The sequence below is a fragment of the Pseudoalteromonas sp. GW168-MNA-CIBAN-0100 genome, from assembly GCF_040309225.1.
GTDB classification, from domain to species: Bacteria; Pseudomonadota; Gammaproteobacteria; order Enterobacterales; family Alteromonadaceae; genus Pseudoalteromonas; species Pseudoalteromonas arctica.
Window position 1 is genome coordinate 32277 of sequence record NZ_JBEOOL010000030.1, and the last position, 21088, is coordinate 53364.

Consider the following 21088-nt stretch of genomic DNA (forward strand, 5'->3'; position numbering starts at 1 on the left):
AGTGTTTAAATAAATCCCCTTACTGTAATCCGCGAAGTAACTATTTAGTTACAAAAATAACAATTCAGGGGAATTATATGACATTAACTAACAAAGGTAGCGCGCGATTATTTAAAAAATCGTCGTTAACAGTTGCGCTAAGCAGCGCTATACTTGCAAGCATTTCATTTCAAGGTGTGGCTGCAGAAGATGACGAAATTACTAAAATAGAACGTGTACAAGTTACAGGCTCTCGCATTCGTTCAGCTGAGGCGATGTCATCAGCGCCTATTCAAGTTGTAGATAGCACAGCAATCGACGCATCTGGTTCATTAAATATTCAAGATTTACTACTAGATAATCCAGCATTTGGTTCACCGGCAATCAGTCGTACTAACTCAAACTTTAGTACAGCTAGTGCAGGTGTTGCGACTGTAGATTTACGTAATTTAGGTTCTAACCGTACATTGGTATTAGTTAACGGTCGTCGTTATGTATCAGGTGTACCAGGTAGCTCTGCTGTCGATTTAAACACTATTCCGAGCCAATTTATTGAACGTGTTGAAATTATGACAGGTGGTGCTTCATCTGTTTATGGCTCTGACGCTGTTGCTGGTGTAGTTAACTTTGTTTTAAAAGATGACTTTGAAGGCGTTGAGTTTGATGGTCAGTACGGTGAATCGAGTGAAGGTGATGATGAGTCACGCCAATTTAACTTTACCTCAGGCTTATCAAGCTCAGATGGTAAAGGACACGCAATGTTTCACCTTGGTTACTCTGATCAAGGCGCTGTTTTCTCACGTGACCGTGATCGCTCAGCGGTAGACCAATTTTCAGGTATTTTCTTCGAAGATGATCCAGTAGCAAATCCAGGTTCTGTATTTGATGCAGTAAGCCCGTTTTTATCTTCATTTCCACCACAAGGTCGTTTTAGCGCTGGGGATGAAACATTTACGTTTAATGATGCAAACAACCTACAAAACTCATTTAGTACTAATGGCGGCGATGGCGTAGCTGCAAATGGTTTTAACCGAAGCGGTGTACGTACAATAGCAATACCTACAGAACGTTACTTATTTGCCTCAAATGGTAGCTACGAGTTAAGCGACAAGCATAGCTTTTTTTATGAAGGCACTTACGCTGCAACAACAACCGTTTCTGAATTAGAGCCATTTCCTTTTGCCTCTGACGACATTTATGCAAATGGCCAGGTACCAATTGAATTTAATGTAAATGGTGAGCTTTTACGTAACGCGTTTGTTCCAGACGATATATATAACGCAGCAACCGATACCGACGGTGATGGCGCACGAGATATCTTCTTTGCAAAACGTTTAAGTGATATCGGTAATCGTGGAGCACGAGCAGAGCGTGATACATTCCGTTTAGCACTTGGTTTTCAAGGTGAAATAGCCGATGGTTGGTTTTACGATACTTACTATGTATACGGTAAAACAAAAGAGCAACAAGTTTCAGGCGGTCTAGTTAATGTACAAAGCTTCCGTCAAGGTTTAGAAGCTGTGATCGATAGCCAAGATTTAGATGGTGATGGTATTACTGATGAGGCTATCTGTATCGATGCGACAGCACGTGGCTTTAATTGTGCACCAGTAGACATTTATGGTTTTAATTCGTTATCGCAAGGTGCTATTGATTTTGTAAGTGCACCTAGTTCGCTTTCAACGTCGGTTGAGCAAGAAATCATTGGTGGTAATATTTCAGGTGATTTATTTGATTTACCAGCAGGTACGGTAGGTATTGCAGCTGGTTTTGAATACCGCGAAGAATTTTCACGCAGTGAATTTGATGCACTACAGCAAGCAGGTCTTAATGCGGGTAATGCAATCCCAGCAACAGAAGGCTCGTTTGATGTAACTGAGTATTATGTAGAAGCAAATATCCCTGTGCTTGATACTGTAACAATGAACGCAGCTGTTCGTTTATCTGACTATTCAACTGTAGGTAGCACTGAAAGTTGGAATGTGGGTGTTGATTGGGAAGTAATGGATAGCTTACGTTTACGTGCTACTCGTGCTCGTTCAACACGTGCTCCAAATATCGATGAACTATTTTCTCCGCCTTCACAAACTTTCCCAAGTGGCTTAAACGATCCATGTTTAGGTGTTACTAATAGTGGCGGTGGTGCTGCTGGTGATGCTTGTCGAACAGATGGTGGTGTTACAACTAATATCGCTTCAAATGGTGAGTTCACGCTTAACCAGTCTGACTTACAAGGCATTAGTGGCTTTAACCGTGGTAACCAAGATTTAAAAGAAGAAGTTGGTGACTCTGTAACAGTAGGTTTAGTATTTACACCAGAAAACCTAATATCAGGACTAGATATTACGCTTGATTACTTTGATATCGAAATTACAGATGCAATAGTATCAACACCTCGTCAGTTTATTCTTGACCAATGTTATGGCGGCGGCGATACAAGCTTTTGTGACTTTGTAACTCGTCGTAGTGCGCCATCAGGTAATAATAGTGCTGGTTCACTAGAATTTATCGACAGTGGTGTATCTAACAGTGGTGGTTTAGGTACAGAAGGTGTTGATTTAACACTAACGTACTCTGCTGATATTGGTCCTGGTGCGTTTAGAACTCGTCTTGCTTATACTTACCTAATCGATGGTTATAGCATTCCACTTCCAGGCGCTGATAAAGATGAGTTTGCTGGAGAAATTGGTGCATCAGAGCATAAAGCTAACTGGAACTTTGGTTATAAACTTAACGACTTTGATTTTAACTGGAGCTTAACTTACATTGGCGCTGCAGACTTTGATGATCAATTCTTAAGTGGTTTTGGTATTGCTCCAGGTGGAGTAGGGATTGGTTCAGTAACGTATCATGATGTTCAAGCAAGTTACCATATCAGCGATTCAACAGAGCTTTACGCTGGTGCAAGTAACTTATTTGATAAAGAGCCACCACGCATTTTATCGGGTGTGAGCGGTTCAAGTACTGGTACTGAAACTGATGCTGGTACGTACGACCCAATTGGTCAATCATTCTACATAGGTTTTAGAAGTAAATTCTAACCAACAATAACGACACTAATATAGTTACTTAATTAGTTACGTTCACAAAGCCTCAGTATCGCTGGGGCTTTTTTATTGGAAAAAATAATAAGAGCAGTAATGCTTATACATTGTTTATCCCAATATATGAGCATTGTGCCCACTTAAACCAAAAACAACGCCACTGGTAACAGGGGCGTTGTTTAGTATTGGGAGGAGACTAATATAGTAACCGAATCGCTTGATTATTTAACGATTTATCCCTATTTGTGGCCCTCTTCATTGAGGGCTTTTTTTTGCTGGTTTAGTCTAAGTAAGCCTTTAGCATCCAAACCAATTTTTCTTGCTCTGAGATGTAATCGCTCATTAGTGAGGCTGTACCTTCATCGTCTGCATCACCAGCTTGGCTTAAAATATCACGCTGCATGTGAATTAATGTGCTGTAACCAGCAAGTAGGTTTTCTACGGCTGTAACGCCATCACTAATACCTTTAGCTTCTTTAATTTTACTTACTTCAAGGTAATCAGAAAATGCATGTAGAGGTGCGCCATCTAACGTTAAAATACGTTCTGCAACTTCATCTACTTTTAGAAGTAGTAAGTTATAAATTTCTTCAAACTTAACGTGTAGTTCAAAAAAGTTACGGCCTTTAATATTCCAGTGAAAGCCACGCGCGTTCATGTATTGAATCTGGTAGCTACTCAATAATGTATTGAGTGACTTTATGATGTCTTCGCTTTTTGCGCTGTTTAGACCAATTGCGTTTACATGTGACATAACTTGCTCCTGAATAACCGTTTGTTTGTGAACTTGTGATAAGTATTACTAATTTCGATAAATTAGTAAAATCGTTTAAATGTATCTAGTTAATAGTTTTAACCTATTAGCTGTTTTTGATACCTATATTCACTTTAGACTATTAATAGAAGTGGGTCTGATTAATAAAAATACTACCCCTCAAAAGTAAATAAACCTCAAAAGTATATAAATCATGATCTAAAACAAACTTTATTCAAGGTAATAACTTAGCTATTTTTTTATTGATGCAGGTCAAAAATCATTCACCCTAACGGCGCATAATAATGTTGTCGAAATAATTAGGAGAGATAACATGCATGCAAAAACAGCGAAACAAAATAAAGCAGAGTTAATAGTGGTAGGAATTGCAGTCATCGCATTTGTACTTGGGTTAGTAGCGCACTTAGCGGGTGCAAGCTTTGCGAACTCAGATTTTTTTGGCTACATTGCGGCGCCGATTCCGCTTATATTGGCAGTGGTATTTTTAATTAGTTATAAAATAGCAGCCAATGCTGAGGATTAATCTTTCTCGTTTAAGCACTTTAAAATGTAATCGAGTACTTGGCGCGAGTAAATCATACTGGTATGGCTTAAATGAAACACTTTATGTTCGGCCATACCTTTAAGTTTGGTTTCATCTAGTAATACAGTGCCATCTGACTGGCTACCTTTGACTATTAAGGGCATAAGCCCAATAGGTAAATCGCCCGCAATACTGTAAAGCTTAGCTTTAAAAGGCCAATTACCATTTTTAGTGAGTAAAAATTCAACACTATTTTTTAAAAATGATTCAAACCCTTTTTGTTTCATTTTTTGCGCTATATGGCTGCCTTTATGTGGAGTACCCAGTGTAATTACCTTCGTAACATTCTGGCTAGCAGGGGAGTTTGCCTCTAGGTAAGCACGTGCAATAAGCCCTCCCATTGAGTGGCATACAAGCGCTGCAGGTTCGTTAGAAATACACTCATCAATTTGTGCAAATATGGTATCGCGGTGAGGGTCGAGCGTATTATAGGTAATGTTTAATACCGTCATCCCCGATTCTTCAAGTCGTGAACAAAGTGGGCGCATAACAAAGCCAGACATATACAAGCCATGTAAAACAATAACGTGTTTAACTTTCATATGCTCCCTAATACCAATTTTATTAAAAACATGATCATTCTAGCGTATTAAATAATCCGCTACCTGCGTTAAAAATTATTTATATAGAACAACTATATGTCATAATTTTCGCCTTGTTATCGACTTATTTATTTGTCGCTATAATAGATAACTAATTTAATGCAATTGGTATAACTACCGTAATTACATTAACTGTAGCGGTTTTATTTCAATATTGGTTGTATCGGTATTTACCCATACTTCACCATCTTGAATGGTAATGGCGAGCTTAATTCCACGATCAACCAAAGCAGCAAGTGCTTGTGTTGCTGCATAATCAAGGCTAAAAATACTTAGATTTTTAAATTCATACAATTTAGGTTGGTGTTTTTGCCACCAAATTGCTTGATTGTTTTCACCGTAAGTATATAGCACCACTTTTTTAGATTTATTACAGGCTTTTTTAAGGCGTTTTTCATCTGGTAAGCCAAGTTCAATCCATAGTTCTATTTCTTCACTATAGCTTACATGCCAAAGTTCAGGCTCATCATCAGCGCTTAATCCTTTAGTAAATTCTAAACCATCACAGCTATTTAGCGCAAAAGCGAGTAAGCGAATCATCAACCGTTGATCGGTCTCTGATGGGTGTTGAGCCAAGGTTAAATTAAAATCTTGATAAACGTGGCGGTCCATATCGCTAAGCGATAACTGCACTTTCATAATGGTGGATTTAAGAGCCATAACAACTAATCTGAAAAAATTTGCGTCAGTATAGCGCAATTAAATGAATTGCCAGTTAAAATAGCGGTTAATTATACGTTAGGAGTTAAAAATGGCTATCCAGTGGTTCCCTGGGCATATGAATAAAGCCCGCAATGAAATTAAAGAAATAATGCCACAAATGGATGTGATCATTGAAGTGCTTGATGCGCGCATTCCCTACAGTAGTGAAAACCCGATGGTGGCAACCTTGCGTGAAGGTAAGCCGGTCATCAAAATTTTGAACAAAGCTGATTTAGCTGATCCTAAAATGACTCAAATCTGGAAAGATTATTTTGAGCAAGAAAATGGTGTTAAAGCGATTTCTTTTGGACATGATAAAGCAGCTGAAGTAAGTCGTATAAATGAGCTTTGTAAAAAGTTAGTGCCGCATAAAGTGGGTGCAGATAAGCAAATTAAAGCCATGATAATGGGTATTCCTAACGTGGGTAAATCTACGTTAATTAATGTACTGGCTGGACGTATAGTTGCAAAAACAGGTAATGAACCTGCGGTAACCAAAGCACAACAACGCATTAAGCTTGAAGACGGTATTATGCTTTACGATACGCCAGGTATGCTTTGGCCAAAAGTAGAGAATGAAAACTCAGGTTATCGTTTAGGCGCTACCGGTGCCATTCGTGATACGGCGCTTGAGTATGAAGAAGTAGCAAGTTACACAGCTGAGTACTTATTGCGTGCATACCCTGAGCTTTTAAAAGCGCGTTATAAAATAGACGAATTACCAGAAAGTGATTGGGAATTTGTTGAAATGGCAGGTAAAAAACGCGGTTGTATTCGTGGTGGTAACCAAATAGACACATATAAAATGTCTGAAATACTAATCAACGAATTACGCGACGGTATTATTGGCCGTATTACTATGGAAACTCCGCAAATGCGTGAGGAAGAAGAAGTAATGGTTGCTGGTTTACGCGCCGCTGCAGAAGCTAAAAAAGCAGCTAAAGAAGAAGAAAAGCTTCAACGCCGAGCGCGAGCTCGTAAAAACCGTCGTTAATATTTAACCAGAGTTCAGGTTATTTAATTAAAGAGATTTAGTTTTACTAAATTACAGACATAAAAAAAGCCCGTAAGGGCTTTTTTAGTTTCATATCTACCGTCACCGATATGAGCAATGTAGCAAGTAAAATAGTAGGGCGGTTACTCATCATCAACATCAAGGGGCGTTGCGGTTCATAACAAGTAACCATAGCTGTTTACGTGCGCCACACGTTGTTTCAGGGTCGAGAAACAAATCAATTCATTCCTTAACAAGTGGTATGCAATCCGTCTTGTTGATATTGATTATCAGTTAGATCTAACTGTCTGTCAACACCTAAATGCAAATAATTCCTATTATCTCTTTGTTTGTTTTGTAAGCTAATGTTAAGTATGAAAAAGAATAATAATCTAAGCTGTTTGACTAATCAGTAGAGCTTTAATTCGATATATCTAATAGTGATTTTTATTTATTAGAGCTAATCGATTAATGCAGGAGAGAGGTTTTCGTTTGTATTTTAAGCTTAGAGTCTTAAGGCTGTGTCTTTGGAAAAGTTTAGCGAGCTTTAATGTGAATGCTCTATAATGTTTAGACATAAAAAAAACCCAGTAATTGGTAGGTCCAACTATTGGGGTTACTTCATTTACTGCGCATTTTTAATTGGTATTATACTATTGGTTATTAGCGTAGTAGGCGTTTTCACCACTTACGTTTGTTTTTAACAAATCATTTTTTCTTTGTAACTCTCTAAGAATAACGATTCGCTTAGCTGGAATATTAAGATTGTTTAAGCGAGGAAAGCTATGCTGAGGGATCAGTAATGCTTTATCCCAATTACTAATAATAATATCGTAAGAGTCTCGGTGCTTAGGACCTGTTACATCAGTAATGTCATAATTATCGATGGTAAAAAGAGCTGTTTTTTTATTTTTTAACTTATTGAGTAAATCGTTATCTGCATACAAACTCAGGTGAGCAAGTAAATCATTATTAAAGTCATTAAAATATGCTTTTTTATCTTTATACATGGTCGATACATTAAGAAGGTTACTGCTGTAATTAGTGCCTCTATTTGAATTAATAAATTCTTGAGCGTTATCAATTAATGAAGGCATTAAGTTATTAGCGGTGTATGCCTGAGTTCTAATATTTGGTGAACCGATATAGCCTTTATATAAGCCATACATTACAAGAAGGTTATTTTTATTTAATGGCATTAATATTTTGTATTCAATGTCATCTAAACTAAGTTCTTGTCCGTTATATGTGAATAGCTTTTTGTAAAAGAAGCTGCTTTTATCAGCCACGTCATAAGATAAACTATTTGTGTCTTTTGGGTAGCGCTGAGCTAATTCATTTATTACTGCTACATTATGTAGATTCAGCCAAAATGCAGTTTGTTCTTCATTACTTAATTTACTAAGTTGGTTATTTGCTAAATAACTAAGAAGATTACTTTGTATAGCTGCAATTGATTTTGTTAATTCTGGATCATCAATAAATTGCTCATAATAAAAGCGGTTTGCTTCTGCATCAGTCGCTCGGTTACTTCCGAGGTTAGGACCTTGCTCATTTTCATCATAGGAAATGTACGATCTATCTGAACGAGCCAATTCAAGAACAGAGGCTTCTAAAACAGTATTGTATTGAGAGTAGTCAACTGCAAAATTAGCAGTCACTTGATTCTTACTGTTTAAAGAATTTGTTGTATTGCTACTTTCAGCAAAGCACGGGGCTGACAGCAACGTACTCAGTATTATAGATTTAGCTATTAATTTGATCATATTATTTCCCTCGATGATTATATCCAATATCGCTCACGGCTGTTTGTTTTATGAACAAAACAATAATATGCATTAAATTAAGCTTAGTCAAATTACTGTAATTTATTGGCTGTTATACGTAAATTAATTTGCTTTACGAGTACTTTATCTTGTTTGTTAAAACGTCCTACAATAAGCAAAAAATCACTACCGTCAGTTTTTATTACTTTAATACTTGTATTATCAAGTTTGGTTTTACCGTATGTGGTTTCTATTTTTTCTATGTCTTTAAAGTGACTAAGATCCGATTCAAGCCTGCCGTCATCGTTTTTGTAGTAACTAAAAATATAGTTCTCGGTTATTCCGTTACCGTCTTCTCGGTAATCAAATACTGCATCGCTATAAAAATAAAGTATTTCTTCGTTTTCAGGTGTTAGGCGATTACGTTTTAAAAAGTGTACTTGGTAAGACCATAAACTATCGCCTTTTATAATTGCGGCATTGGGTAAAATATTTACTTCTTGAAGTACGCCTAAAAATAATAGAGGTGCAAACGCAAGCGAGATTAAATACTGTCTAATTCGCCAGTACGAGTTGTAATGTAGGGCTTCTTTACTTGTATCGGTTTGTTCAATGTAACTAACTAGAGGCAACCATAAAAATGGCATTATACAAATCACTATGGTTGCGTATTCGTCCATACGATAAGCAAAGACGCTGGCGAGTATCATTAGCCAGAGTGTTAAGGCAGTCCAGTTAGGCATTACTCTATTTTTGTTTAACTGTTGTTGGCTGTGCTCTGCAAGTGCGAGATACAAAGGGTAATACCATAAAAACGCAAATATACCTCGAGCAATAGGCATAATACTTGAGTTATCGCGCTCTTTAATGGCTTTAAAGTTACGATAACTCCAATAATTAACAAATATGCCTAAACTTAAAATACTGTAAATAATAAACTTACTTACAGATACTGCATAAAATGGACTATCTTCAAATTTCACTTTTTTTGCTGACTCTAATCGCCAATCGGCAAAAAAGAATATGAGTACTAAAATATAGCCAGCCAACACATATTTAAGCCAACTATAACCAAAGCTATCTAGCACATCAGCTGCTGTTTGAGGTGTTTCGGTCGTTTCCGCGTATTTTAGAATAGGGTAATGGGTTGCTGATATTAACTTTTTACGCTGTGCTAAATAATCATCTATTTGAGCGGCTTTAATATGATCTTGTTTTGCGTAATAGTCATAACTCAGTGTTAAAACATTATCATTAAATTCAGTCGTTGTTTTTAGGTTGAAGTAGTCGTTATCAATTTCTTGTTGATCGCTATCAAATCCCCAACCTTTTTCTGCAAAATGCAGTTTTATTGTGGTGTTAATTATATTGGGGTAGCCAAAGTAGAGTGGGTCGGTGCGATTTACCTGCTTTGGTTCGTAAACGCTATTTTGTATTTCATTCGCGTAAAAACTAGCTTCGTAGCCTTCGTCTGTTTTTTCCCAAAATTCACTAATTAAATACGATTCTTTGGTTATTAGTTTACCCGTTTGTTCTTGTTCACTAATAGTCATTGCTTCATTGATTGATAGACCATTTAAAAAGCCTTGGTAATACTCGAAATAAGATTTAGCAACGCTATTTAGACCACTGCTGGCTATATTGCTTCTTCGGTTAATAGCTTCAAATTCAGCATAAGTGTACTGGGTTTCAAAACGTGATGGCTCAGATACTTTTTCAGCAATAAAAAAGTTATCTTCTACAGATACATTTGTATGTACAGGTTTTTGCGCCATTGAAGTTAAAGTGGTTTCACCTTTATCAATAATTAGGGCATAGCCATAATCAGGCTGTGCTAAATATTCGAGAGTACCACGTTGGTAGCTAACCGTAGGATCGAGCCAGTAGCGTTTTCCGTTTTGTTTAAGCGTAACAATTACGTGATTAAATACACTTGCAGAAGGTGGAAGTTCTTTTAAACGTTTGGTTTCCTCTGTATCAACTAGCGCAGGGAAGGCCTCTATATCCATCGCTTTTAATAACGAGATAAGCAGTACTGTTTTATCTTTGCAATCGCCATATCGTAGCGAAAGCGTTTCTGAAGCTGACGTTGGTTGATGCGAGTTAGTGCCCATTTCAAGCCCTAAATATCGAACTTCGTCTTGGCTAAAGCGCAGTGCTGCTACAATTTTGTCTGATGTTTTTGTGTGTTTTGCTTTTATTTCTTCAGCTACATCCAAAATGCTGTTTGGGGTTTCTATGGCTGATTGATAAAGTGGATATGCCCAGTTAACTACCTGACCCCAATCGTCAAACTCAGAAAAGTAAACTTGTGTATATGGGTCGTACCACGTTGGGGTTTGAGAATTTTGCTCGAGTAAGGGTTCTTCAAAAAGAGTTATAGAATAATCTTTGCCATATTTGTTAAGCGTTTCTTGAATATCTGCTGTGCCGTTTATTGTATTAATATGTAAAGGCGTTTGTTTACCCCAAAGTACACGCATATTTTGTTGCACTACGGGTACCGACCAGTTTAGCGTGCGTCTTGTACTAAATTTATTAGCATATATAGGGTTGCTACCTGCCACTGTGTAGCTGTAATCAAGTATGTCGCCACTGCGCGTATCATCAATAATAATATTGAGTGATAAGCTACCATTATAAATACGATCAGCTAATTCAGATTCACCTTGTATAACCGTCATTCTCGCGCTACCAAGCTTATCAATACGCTCATTATTTCTAATAATCGTTAAGCTATTTAGTGTTAGCGACTCGTAACTTGGATCAAAATCAAGATTAAGCTGGCTTATATAATCAACACCACTTTGATTTAAAGCTTTCATAACCAAACGCGTATAGCGTTGCTGTTTTTGTCTGCTCGGTATATAGGATTGGTTATCGAGTAACAAATAAAGTGTGCCGTCACGTACCTTGGTTATGTCGGAATGCTTGGGTTGCTCAATAATATGTGTATTAACCCAATTAGCTGGTTTATCTATTTTATATTGCTGCGCAAAAATATTATGAGAGAAAATTAATAAGGTAAGTGCAATTAGCCAAGAGCTGAGTCGAAGGAAGTTCCATTTCATTGTAGGGTCTTATAGTTGTTTTTATAAATACTATTGAAGGAATAATGTACCAAATTCAGGCTTTTTTGACAATGTGATGTTAACAAATTCATTGTTGAGCAGTTAATTAATAGTATATAAATAAACTGCTATGGTAAGTGCGAAACGCTTAACCCCCCTCAAATGTTCCTAAAATGATTTTTTAGTTGTATTGCTAAATCATAATTAGCTAAGCCTGCTTTATTGTGGGCTTTATTAGAGCTGCAAAAATCCTATCTATTTATTCGTACGGTAATCATTCAAACCTTTAAAAGTGTTTATAAATCAAAATATAACAGTAACTGTTTTTGCTCTTTTTGTTCATGAACTTTATGAGCAAAAAGCATATAACGATCATCAATGCACCTTACCTTCTAAATATTTAGTTAATTTCACGTTAACAATAAGCTGCGAGTTAGATAGCAGTTTGTCGTCGCTTATCTACCTGACAATAAATACATACACAAGCGTGGAGAAAATAATGAAAGCAAGTAACACACAACTCGCTTTGGCAGTTGCTGCAGCATTAGCAAGTACATCCGTTTTAGCCGATAACGATACGCAAAAACTACAAGAGCAATTAGATGCGTTACAAAAAGAAGTAAGTGCATTAAAAACAACCAGTGGTTTTAATTTAGAGTTTGGTGGACGGGTTCAGCTCGACTACAACTATTTTGATGGTGCTTACAATGCTGATAACGAGGGCTCTGGCGGGAGCAATTTTTTCCCTCGTCGTATTCGTACTTACGTTGAAAGTGAGCACGGAAATTGGGATCACAAGTTGTTACTCGAGTTTGCCGAAGGCACTGCTGAAATAGTGATGGCGCGTGTTCGTTATGCGTTTGATAACGGACTTAAAGTTAAAGCAGGTAAAATTCGCGAAGATATATCGCTAAATGCATTAACCAGTTCAAAGCACATTAATACAATTGAGCGTAGTTCGCTTGCCAATACTTTCTCCCCATTTTTTCGTTGGGGCGCTTCTGCCTATCAATATTTTAAAGACTCTGGCTTTCGTTACGCGATAGGCGTTTATAAAAATGATGCATTTGGTGCAACAGGTAGCGATGAAAACGATAAGCTTACTCTTGCTATTACTGGGCGTGCTACATGGTCGAGTACATCACCTGGCGATGTAATTCATTTAGGCGTGTGGCATTCATATCGCGATATGAGTGGCAATGAATTAGGCGCACGTTTTGCGCGTGGTGAAGTGCGCGAGACTAATACTCGCCTTGTTGATTATGCTGCTGGTGGTGTAACAAGCCCACTTGATAGTTTATCGCAAACCGGTCTTGAGTTTGCTTATCAGGCGGATTCTTTAACACTTGAGGCTGAATATGCAAGCCGCTCACTTGATGCCGCTAATAGTGCTGATTTTTTAGATGGCGAGCGCTTTGATGGTTTTCATGTATCGGCAAGTTACTTTTTAGGTGGAGAACAGCGCCAATACAAAGCGAGCTCTGCATTATTTGTACAACCTAAAAATATTAAAGATGCATGGGAGTTGGTGGCACGTGTTTCAGAAGTAGATGCTACAAGTAGCTTACAAGGCACAAAAGCGACAACTTATACATTAGGTACATCTTATTACGTAAGTAGTGATATTAAGTTTATGGGTAATCTAATTTACAGCGATGTAGAAGGTGCCGGTACTACTGCGCTGGTTGGCGACGAAGACTCTGGTATGGGCTTTAGTGCACGTATGCAGTATTTATTTTAAAGGGACACACAATGAAATTATTTAAATCATTACAAACGACCATACTTGCAGCATCGTTAGTACTTAGCAGCCCAATGGCAATGGCCGACACTCACTTTTTAATCCCTGGCGGACCTGGTGGTGGTTGGGATACAACAGCCCGTGGTATAGGCGAAGGTTTAGTTAAGTCAGGCATTGAAAATAATGCATCTTTTCAAAATATGTCTGGTGGTGGAGGCGGTCGTGCTATTGCGTATTTAATTGAGTCGGGCACTAAAAAGGGCGATATTTTAATGGTTAACTCAACGCCTATCGTATTGCGCGCGTTAAGTGGCCGAATTCCTTATAGCTATCGCGATTTAACACCTGTAGCCAGTATGATTGCAGATTATGGCGCGTTTGTAGTGCGTAACGATTCTCCATTTAAAACTTGGGAGGATGTTATTAAATCAATAAAAGAAGATCCAAGTTCGGTAAAAGTAGCGGGCGGTTCTGCTCGCGGCAGTATGGATCACTTAGTGGCGGCTCAAGCAGTTAAAGCTGCGGGTATAGATGGTCGACGCCTACGTTATATTCCTTACGATGCAGGCGGTAAAGCTAAGGCTGGGTTGCTTTCAGGCGAAGTGAATTTACTTTCTACTGGCTTAAGTGAAGCGCTTGAAGTAGCTAACGGTGGTCAAGCACGTATTTTAGCGGTTACATCGGGTGAGCCCTTACCTGATTACCCAAAAATACCCACACTTAAGTCACTAGGTTACGATATGGAATTTGTTAATTGGCGTGGTCTTTTTGCTGCGCCTAATTTACCCGCTGAAAAGTTAGCACAGTACACAAAAAAACTACGTGAGTTGCAAAGTACACCTGAGTGGGAAGCTGTACGAGCTCGTAACGGTTGGCTAAATCTTTTTCAAGAAAAAGATGAGTTTATTAAGTCACTAGAAGCACAAGAAGTGCAGCTTAGAGCTGTAATGGAAGAGCTTGGCTTTATCCGCACATTGCCGTAATCGAGGTTTTAAAATGACGAATCGAGAATTAATAGGGCCAAGTTTATTCTTGGCGCTATTTACTTTATACGCTGTGGTTGCATGGCAAATTCCGCTACTACCGTTTGAAGAATACGAAACGGTTACCTCAGCGACACTTCCTAAAGTATATGCCGGGTTTGGTATTGTGGTGTGCTTACTTTCTATTGGTTCAACATTGCTTAAACCAAGAGAGAAAACTAATACTGATGATGTTCTTGAAAAGTCACACGTACTGCGCACCTTTGGTTTATTAATATTAATGGTAATTTATAGCGCGGCACTGGAGCCAATTGGTTTTTTAATTTCTACTAGTGCGTTTTTGCTTGCGGGCTTTTTTGTGATGGGCGAAAGACGTAAGGGAATTTTGCTATTTGCATCGATACCGGTTGCGGTGGTTTTTTGGTTTTTGATGACTCAAGTATTAGGTATTTACTTGGTTCCGGGCGATTTGTGGAGTTAAGTTATGTTTGATGGAATTATGCTTGGTTTGTCGACCGTGCTCGACTTTAATAATTTAATGTACGTTATAGCTGGCTGCTTGGTAGGTACTTTTATAGGTATGTTACCAGGATTGGGGCCAATTACCGCAATTGCCTTGATGATCCCAATTACTTACAGCATTGGCGCCGATTCGGGCATGATTTTAATGGCGGGTGTTTATTACGGCGCTATTTTTGGTGGCTCTACGTCATCTATTTTAATTAATGCGCCTGGCGTGGCGGGTACGGTAGCTTCCTCCTTTGATGGCTACCCGCTTGCTAAACAAGGGCACGCAGGTAAAGCATTGGCAATTGCTGCTTATTCCTCCTTTATAGGCGGAACGATTGGCGCCATATTATTAATGGTAGCTGCACCTTTATTAGCAAAAGTGTCATTGAGTTTTCAATCCCCTGATTATGTTGTGTTGATGTTTTTAGGCTTAACAGCTATTGCAGCATTTTCAAATAAAGGGCAATTTTTAAAAGCAATGATGATGACTGTGTTTGGCTTGATGCTAGCAACGGTTGGAATTGATCCATCATCAGGGACTGACCGATTTACCTTCGGGCAACCTGATTTACTCGATGGAATAAGCTTTTTACTGGTTGCTATGGCAACATTTGCATTAGCCGAGGCGCTTGTAAATGTTGTAAAACCAGAGAAAAAAGATGCTAAAAACATTAATGACTCAGACACACCGCAAATAGGTTCAACCAAGTTAAGCAAAGCCGAGATTAAAGAGATAGCACCAGTGATTGGTCGCTCGTCTATTTTAGGTTTTATAGTAGGAGTGTTACCGGGTGCTGGTGCAACTATTGCGAGCTTTATGGCTTATGCAACAGAGCGAAATTTAGCGCCAAAAGGTTTAAAAGAAAAGTTTGGTAAAGGCTCATTACGTGGTTTAGCTGCACCAGAGTCGGCAAATAATGCGGCGTGTACAGGATCGTTTGTTCCACTGTTAACGCTTGGTATTCCGGGCTCAGGTACTACGGCAATTATGCTAGGTGCTTTGATTGCTTACGGCATTCAACCAGGTCCAATGCTTATGCAAGAAAACCCAAGTGTATTTTGGGCGGTTATTGTAAGTATGTACTTTGGTAATATTGTGCTGCTTATTTTAAATTTGCCGCTGATTCCTTACTTTGCAAAAGTATTAGCAATGCCTAAGTCGGTACTCACCGTGATGATATTGTTCTTTAGCTTAATTGGCGTTTACTTAGTGTCCTTCAATACCTTCGACTTATTTATGATGGTAGGATTTGCGGTGGTTGCGCTAGTATTGCGATTACTGTCGTTTCCTATGGCACCATTATTATTAGGTTTTATATTAGGGGATATGATTGAGCGAAACTTCCGTCGTTCAATGATGATTTCTGATGGCTCATTAAGCTTTTTATGGGATCGTCCGCTAACATTGAGCATATTTATAATTTCAATTTTAGTGCTGTTGTTTCCGTTAAAAGATTATTTAATGCAACGCCGTGCAGACAAAGCAAATGCATAATTGAGAATGAAATGAAAAACACCAACAAGCTAAATCCATTGCAAAACATGGTCACAAAACCTAAGCGATTAGAAACACGATTAATTATTTGGGTAACAGGATTGTGTGTATTGCAGGCTTTATTATTTGGCGCGTTGGTGTATCAACTTACAGCGCAAAGCTTACATAACCATATTGGTGATAAAGCATTAGCTGTGGCAAGCAGTATTGCCACACGTGCTGATGTAATTAATACACTGAAAATACCTAGTGACTTAACCGCTATTAACATGCAAATTGAAGATTTACGACAGCTTGTAGGTGCTGATTTTATTGTTGTTGGCGATGAAAATGCGCTTCGTATTGTGCATCCAGATGAAGATAAAATTGGCAAAAAAATGGTCGGAGGCGATAGCCAAGCTGCATTAAAAGGAGAACGCTATATTTCGGTGGCCCATGGTAGCTTAGGTGAATCAATTCGTGGCAAAGTGCCGGTGTACGCAGGTAATAATGAAATAGTAGGCGTTGTATCGGTTGGTTTTTTAGTACAATCAATCGATCCGCTTATTCTCTCTCGCAGTAGTGAAATTTTAATATGGGGCTTAATACTTGTAGGTTTAAGTATACTGGCGGCTATTTATATTGGACAGCGTGTCAGAAATGCTATTTTTGGCCTGCAGCCAGATGAAATTGCACGTTTGTTTTCAGAACAAGATGCAATTTTAAATACGGTACGCAGCGGTATTATTGCACTCGACCCGGACGGAAAAGTACGAAAACTCAATCAACGCGCCTGCGAAATATTAGATAAACCAACTTCAATTATTAATCAGAACCTCACCTTAAACGATTTATTACCTGAACATGCAGAATTTTTATTGCGTAATCAGCGACGTAAAATAGTGGGTTTTGAATTATTTGCCGCCGATAAACGCCTTATATTATCGAGATTTTCTTTGCAAGTGCAAGGGCAGGCGGATGGTATTTTACTGAGTATGCGCCCCTCTGATGAACTTGAGTATTTAAGCCAACAACTTACTAAAGTTCAGGCTTTTGCAGAGCTTTTAAGGGTACAAACTCATGACTATTCTAATAAGCTCAACTTAATTGGTGCGTTAGTGCAAATGGGCAAAAACGAACAAGCTATAGAAATAATAGGGCAAGAAAGCCAGGGCTCTCAGGCACAAATTCATAACTTGTTAGAGCGCATACAAGACCCTGTGCTTGCTGGTTTGTTGGTGGGTAAATATCATAAAGCAAGAGAATTAAATGTTGCGCTTGAGCTTAACCCCGACAGCCTACCTGGTGTTATTGCACGTAAAGATATGCTCGAGCGAGTTGTATCTATTTTAGGTAACCTTATAGATAATGCGATTGAGGCTGCTATTAGGTCATCGAACTCTCGCTCTGCAAAAGTACGGGTAACCGTTGATGAAACCAGCCAAACTCTCTTATTTGATGTAGAAGATACAGGCTTTGGGTTAGGTTCTGACCATGATGTTATTTTTACCCCTCAGTACAGCTCTAAATCAGGAGCAGAGCATGGTATTGGTTTATATTTAGTAAAAACAAATTTAGACTCATGCGGTGGCACGTTAGAAATTGGTGAGTCAGGCCTACTTGGTGCAAGACTAAGTGTTTACATTCCAAAATAATAAGAGCATTAAACATGACGTATTCAGTAGTAATAATTGAAGACGAAGTAGAGGTAGCACAGCTATTAGCGCAGTACTTGTTATTACCAAATGGTGTCGCAGGTAGTCAAACGCCAAAGCAAAGTTTAAGGCAAGCACAGTATCAGGTAGTGGGCATTGCAGGTAATTTAAGCACGGCAACAGCCTTACTGCATGCAATTGAACCCGATTTGATTTTACTCGATATACATTTACCTGATGGTAACGGACTTGATTTATTGACCGACTTACGACGTCGAACGATTAAAAGTGAAGTTATGCTGCTCACTGCTGCAAAAGAGGTCGAAACCCTTGAAAAAGCAATGCAGTTAGGTGCATGCGACTTTTTAGTAAAACCATTAATGTTAAACCGACTTGATCAAGCACTTGCACGTTTTGAATCACGTCAACAATGTTTTTCTGATGCAAGTGAAGTAACGCAGTCAATGGTTGATACGTTATTTGGTTCAAAGCAGCAAACCAACACGTCTGTTCGTTTACCAAAAGGGGTCGATCAACTTACCCTGCAAAAAATACATGATGCTTTTGTAGAGCACGCAACCACTGCATTTACCGCTCAGCAAATGGGCGATTTGGTTGGTGTTAGTCGCTCTACAGCACGCCGTTACTTGGAGTATTTGCTTGAATCAGGTAAGTTAACAGCGGATCAAAGTTATGGCAGTATTGGCCGCCCTGAACGTTGCTATAAAATAGCGAAGTAACTTTGTGTACCTGATGCTAAAATATTAAATGCTATTTATTTCAGTGCCTTACGTTTTTTTTGTTATGTTTGATATTTAATAGATACTGACGATAAAAAAAATATGTTGAATTGATTGCATTTTAAGCGGCTTGTATGGTGATGTTCGCTTTAAGTGATGTTATACTCCTGCGGAATAATTTATCGACTTTATTAAGAGCAAAATTAATGGCAGATTTATCGAAGTACAGAAACATTGGTATTTTCGCGCACGTTGATGCGGGTAAGACCACGACTACTGAGCGTATCCTAAAGCTTACTGGTCAAATCCATAAAACTGGTGAGGTTCATGATGGTGAATCTACTACTGACTTCATGGAACAAGAAGCTGAGCGCGGTATTACTATTCAGTCTGCGGCTGTAAGCTGTTTCTGGAAAGATCACCGCTTTAACGTTATCGATACTCCTGGACACGTTGACTTCACAGTTGAAGTTTACCGTTCACTTAAAGTACTAGATGGCGGCATCGGTGTGTTCTGTGGTTCTGGTGGTGTTGAACCACAATCAGAAACTAACTGGCGTTATGCTAATGATTCAGAAGTTGCACGTATTATCTTCGTAAATAAATTAGACCGTATGGGTGCTGATTTTTACCGTGTAACTGAGCAAGTACGTAAAGTACTTGGCGCAACTCCACTAATCATGACTTTACCAATTGGTATTGAAGATGAGTTTGTTGGTGTTGTAGATGTTTTAACTAAAAAAGCATACGTTTGGGATGACACTGGTCTTCCTGAAAACTACGAAATCACAGACATTCCTGCAGACATGGTAGATAAAACTGACGAGTATTATGAAATGCTTGTTGAAACTGCCCTTGAGCAAGACGATGCACTACTTGAAGCTTACATGGAAGGTGAAGCACCTTCTTTAGAAGACATCAAACGTTGTATCCGTAAAGGTACTCGTGACCTTGCTTTCTTCCCAACATACTGTGGTTCTGCGTTTAAGAACAAAGGTATGCAGCTTATTCTTGACGCTGTTGTTGATTACTTACCATGTCCTACAGAAGTTGATCCTCAACCTCTTATGGATGAAGAAGGTAACGAAAATGGCGAGTTCGCAGTAGTATCTACTGACGAACCTTTCAAAGCGTTAGCATTCAAAATAATGGATGACCGTTTTGGTGCATTAACATTCGTACGTATTTACTCAGGTAAACTAAACAAGGGTGACACTATCCTTAACTCGTTTACTGGTAAAACTGAGCGTGTTGGCCGTATGGTTGAGATGCAAGCAGATGATCGTAACGAATTAACTAGCGCACAAGCTGGTGACATCATTGCTATCGTAGGTATGAAAAACGTGCAAACTGGTCACACTCTATGTGATCCTAAGCACCCAGTAACACTTGAGCCAATGGTATTCCCAACTCCAGTAATCTCGATTGCTGTACAGCCTAAAGATAAAGGCGGTAATGAGAAAATGGGTGTTGCTATCGGTAAAATGGTTGCAGAAGATCCATCTTTCCAAGTTGAGACTGATGAAGATTCAGGCGAGACTATCCTTAAAGGTATGGGTGAGCTTCACTTAGATATCAAAGTAGATATTCTTAAGCGTACTTACGGCGTAGACCTTATTGTTGGTCAACCACAAGTTGCTTACCGTGAAACTATCACTAAAGAAATTGAAGATAGCTACACGCATAAGAAACAATCTGGTGGTTCTGGTCAGTTCGGTAAAATCGACTACCGCATCAAGCCAGGCGAAGTTGCTTCAGGTTTCACGTTTAAATCATCAGTTGTTGGTGGTAACGTACCTAAAGAATTCTGGCCTGCAGTTGAGAAAGGCTTCAAGTCAATGATGGGTACTGGTGTTCTAGCTGGCTTCCCTGTACTTGACGTTGAAATTGAACTTTTCGACGGTGGTTTCCATGCCGTGGATTCATCTGCAATCGCGTTCGAAATCGCTGCTAAAGGCGCTTTCCGTCAATCGATCCCTAAAGCGGGCGCACAACTTCTTGAGCCAATCATGAATGTTGACGTGTTCACTCCAGAAGATCACGTTGGTGACGTAATCGGTGACCTTAACCGTCGTCGTGGTATGATGAAAGACCAAGAAGCTGGTTTAACAGGCAGCCGTATTAAAGCTGACGTACCGTTATCAGAAATGTTCGGTTACATCGGTACACTACGTACAATGACATCTGGTCGTGGTCAGTTCTCTATGGAGTTCTCACACTACGCTGCATGTCCGCAAAACGTTGCTGATACAGTAATCGCTGCAGAAAAAGAGAAAAAAGCTGCTAAGTAATTAGCTCTTTAACTCTTTAAAAAAACCCGCACATGTTGCGGGTTTTTTATTGCCTATAATTTGGTTTTATTTTTTTTAGTTGTTTATAACTACTTTTTATTACGCGGATTCAAATCTGAAGTGCATAACGTTTAGGCGGCTTTAGCCGCCAAGTGATCCTGCATCAATTTTGCAGGCG

The 21088-nt window shown here is 38.8% G+C and carries 15 protein-coding genes; 10 read left to right on the forward strand and 5 right to left on the reverse strand.

Features of this window, described 5'->3' with window-relative positions; genetic code table 11:
- Positions 1-77: 77 nt before the first annotated feature.
- A complete protein-coding gene (locus tag AAEY62_RS16465; RefSeq protein ID WP_165722827.1) occupies positions 78-3020 on the forward strand; it encodes a TonB-dependent receptor domain-containing protein in 2943 nt (980 codons plus the stop codon).
- Positions 3021-3303: 283 nt separating this feature from the next.
- Here the strand turns inward: AAEY62_RS16465 and AAEY62_RS16470 are convergent, their stop codons facing one another.
- Positions 3304-3777 (reverse strand): Dps family protein, encoded by a 474-nt coding sequence (locus tag AAEY62_RS16470; protein WP_004334993.1) that lies wholly within the window; start codon positions 3775-3777, stop codon positions 3304-3306.
- A gap of 334 nt (positions 3778-4111) precedes the next feature.
- Between AAEY62_RS16470 and AAEY62_RS16475 the strand changes: the two genes are divergently transcribed.
- Positions 4112-4321 carry a hypothetical protein gene (locus tag AAEY62_RS16475; RefSeq protein WP_007579816.1) on the forward strand — a complete coding sequence of 70 codons (210 nt, stop codon included), beginning with the start codon at positions 4112-4114 and terminating at the stop codon, positions 4319-4321.
- Here the strand turns inward: AAEY62_RS16475 and AAEY62_RS16480 are convergent.
- The gene (locus AAEY62_RS16480; RefSeq protein WP_010554854.1) at positions 4318-4923 is read right to left on the reverse strand and encodes an alpha/beta fold hydrolase; all 606 of its coding nucleotides are present in this window, start codon (positions 4921-4923) and stop codon (positions 4318-4320) included. The genes AAEY62_RS16475 and AAEY62_RS16480 overlap by 4 nt on opposite strands.
- Positions 4924-5106: 183 nt before the next feature.
- Positions 5107-5643 carry a YaeQ family protein gene (locus AAEY62_RS16485; RefSeq protein WP_024589486.1) on the reverse strand — a complete coding sequence of 179 codons (537 nt, stop codon included), beginning with the start codon at positions 5641-5643 and terminating at the stop codon, positions 5107-5109.
- 91 nt (positions 5644-5734) lie between these two features.
- On the opposite strand from AAEY62_RS16485, the gene ylqF reads away from it, so the two are divergent.
- On the forward strand, positions 5735-6679 hold the full coding sequence (gene ylqF, locus AAEY62_RS16490) for a ribosome biogenesis GTPase YlqF (RefSeq protein ID WP_024589485.1): 945 nt from the start codon (positions 5735-5737) through the stop codon (positions 6677-6679).
- A 653-nt stretch (positions 6680-7332) separates the two neighbouring features.
- On the opposite strand, the gene AAEY62_RS16495 is transcribed toward ylqF, so the two are convergent.
- Together AAEY62_RS16495 and AAEY62_RS16500 are read right to left on the reverse strand one after the other, a co-directional pair.
- Positions 7333-8445, reverse strand: coding sequence for a DUF547 domain-containing protein (locus tag AAEY62_RS16495; protein ID WP_024589484.1), 1113 nt, complete (start codon positions 8443-8445; stop codon positions 7333-7335).
- Between the two features lie 92 nt (positions 8446-8537).
- Positions 8538-11516, reverse strand: coding sequence for a DUF3857 domain-containing transglutaminase family protein (locus AAEY62_RS16500; RefSeq protein WP_350635399.1), 2979 nt, complete (start codon positions 11514-11516; stop codon positions 8538-8540).
- 499 nt (positions 11517-12015) lie between these two features.
- On the opposite strand from AAEY62_RS16500, the gene AAEY62_RS16505 reads away from it, so the two are divergent.
- The 7 genes from AAEY62_RS16505 (at position 12016) to fusA (ending at position 20910) form a co-directional block, all read left to right on the forward strand.
- Positions 12016-13257, forward strand: a complete 1242-nt coding sequence (locus AAEY62_RS16505; RefSeq protein ID WP_350635401.1) for an OprO/OprP family phosphate-selective porin — start codon at positions 12016-12018, stop codon at positions 13255-13257.
- Positions 13258-13268: 11 nt separating this feature from the next.
- Positions 13269-14240, forward strand: a complete 972-nt coding sequence (locus AAEY62_RS16510) for a Bug family tripartite tricarboxylate transporter substrate binding protein (RefSeq protein WP_008136527.1) — start codon at positions 13269-13271, stop codon at positions 14238-14240.
- 13 nt (positions 14241-14253) lie between these two features.
- Positions 14254-14721 carry a tripartite tricarboxylate transporter TctB family protein gene (locus AAEY62_RS16515; protein ID WP_008136528.1) on the forward strand — a complete coding sequence of 156 codons (468 nt, stop codon included), beginning with the start codon at positions 14254-14256 and terminating at the stop codon, positions 14719-14721.
- A gap of 3 nt (positions 14722-14724) precedes the next feature.
- Positions 14725-16245: a tripartite tricarboxylate transporter permease gene (locus tag AAEY62_RS16520; protein ID WP_024609383.1), complete on the forward strand. Its 1521-nt coding sequence runs from the start codon at positions 14725-14727 to the stop codon at positions 16243-16245.
- 11 nt (positions 16246-16256) lie between these two features.
- The gene (locus AAEY62_RS16525) at positions 16257-17879 is read left to right on the forward strand and encodes an ATP-binding protein (RefSeq protein WP_350635403.1); all 1623 of its coding nucleotides are present in this window, start codon (positions 16257-16259) and stop codon (positions 17877-17879) included.
- A gap of 14 nt (positions 17880-17893) precedes the next feature.
- Entirely contained in the window at positions 17894-18619 is a 726-nt protein-coding gene (locus tag AAEY62_RS16530; protein WP_024589479.1) for a response regulator, read from the forward strand.
- A gap of 206 nt (positions 18620-18825) precedes the next feature.
- The gene (gene fusA / locus AAEY62_RS16535; RefSeq protein WP_010554859.1) at positions 18826-20910 is read left to right on the forward strand and encodes an elongation factor G; all 2085 of its coding nucleotides are present in this window, start codon (positions 18826-18828) and stop codon (positions 20908-20910) included.
- The last annotated feature ends 178 nt before the right edge of the window (positions 20911-21088 follow it).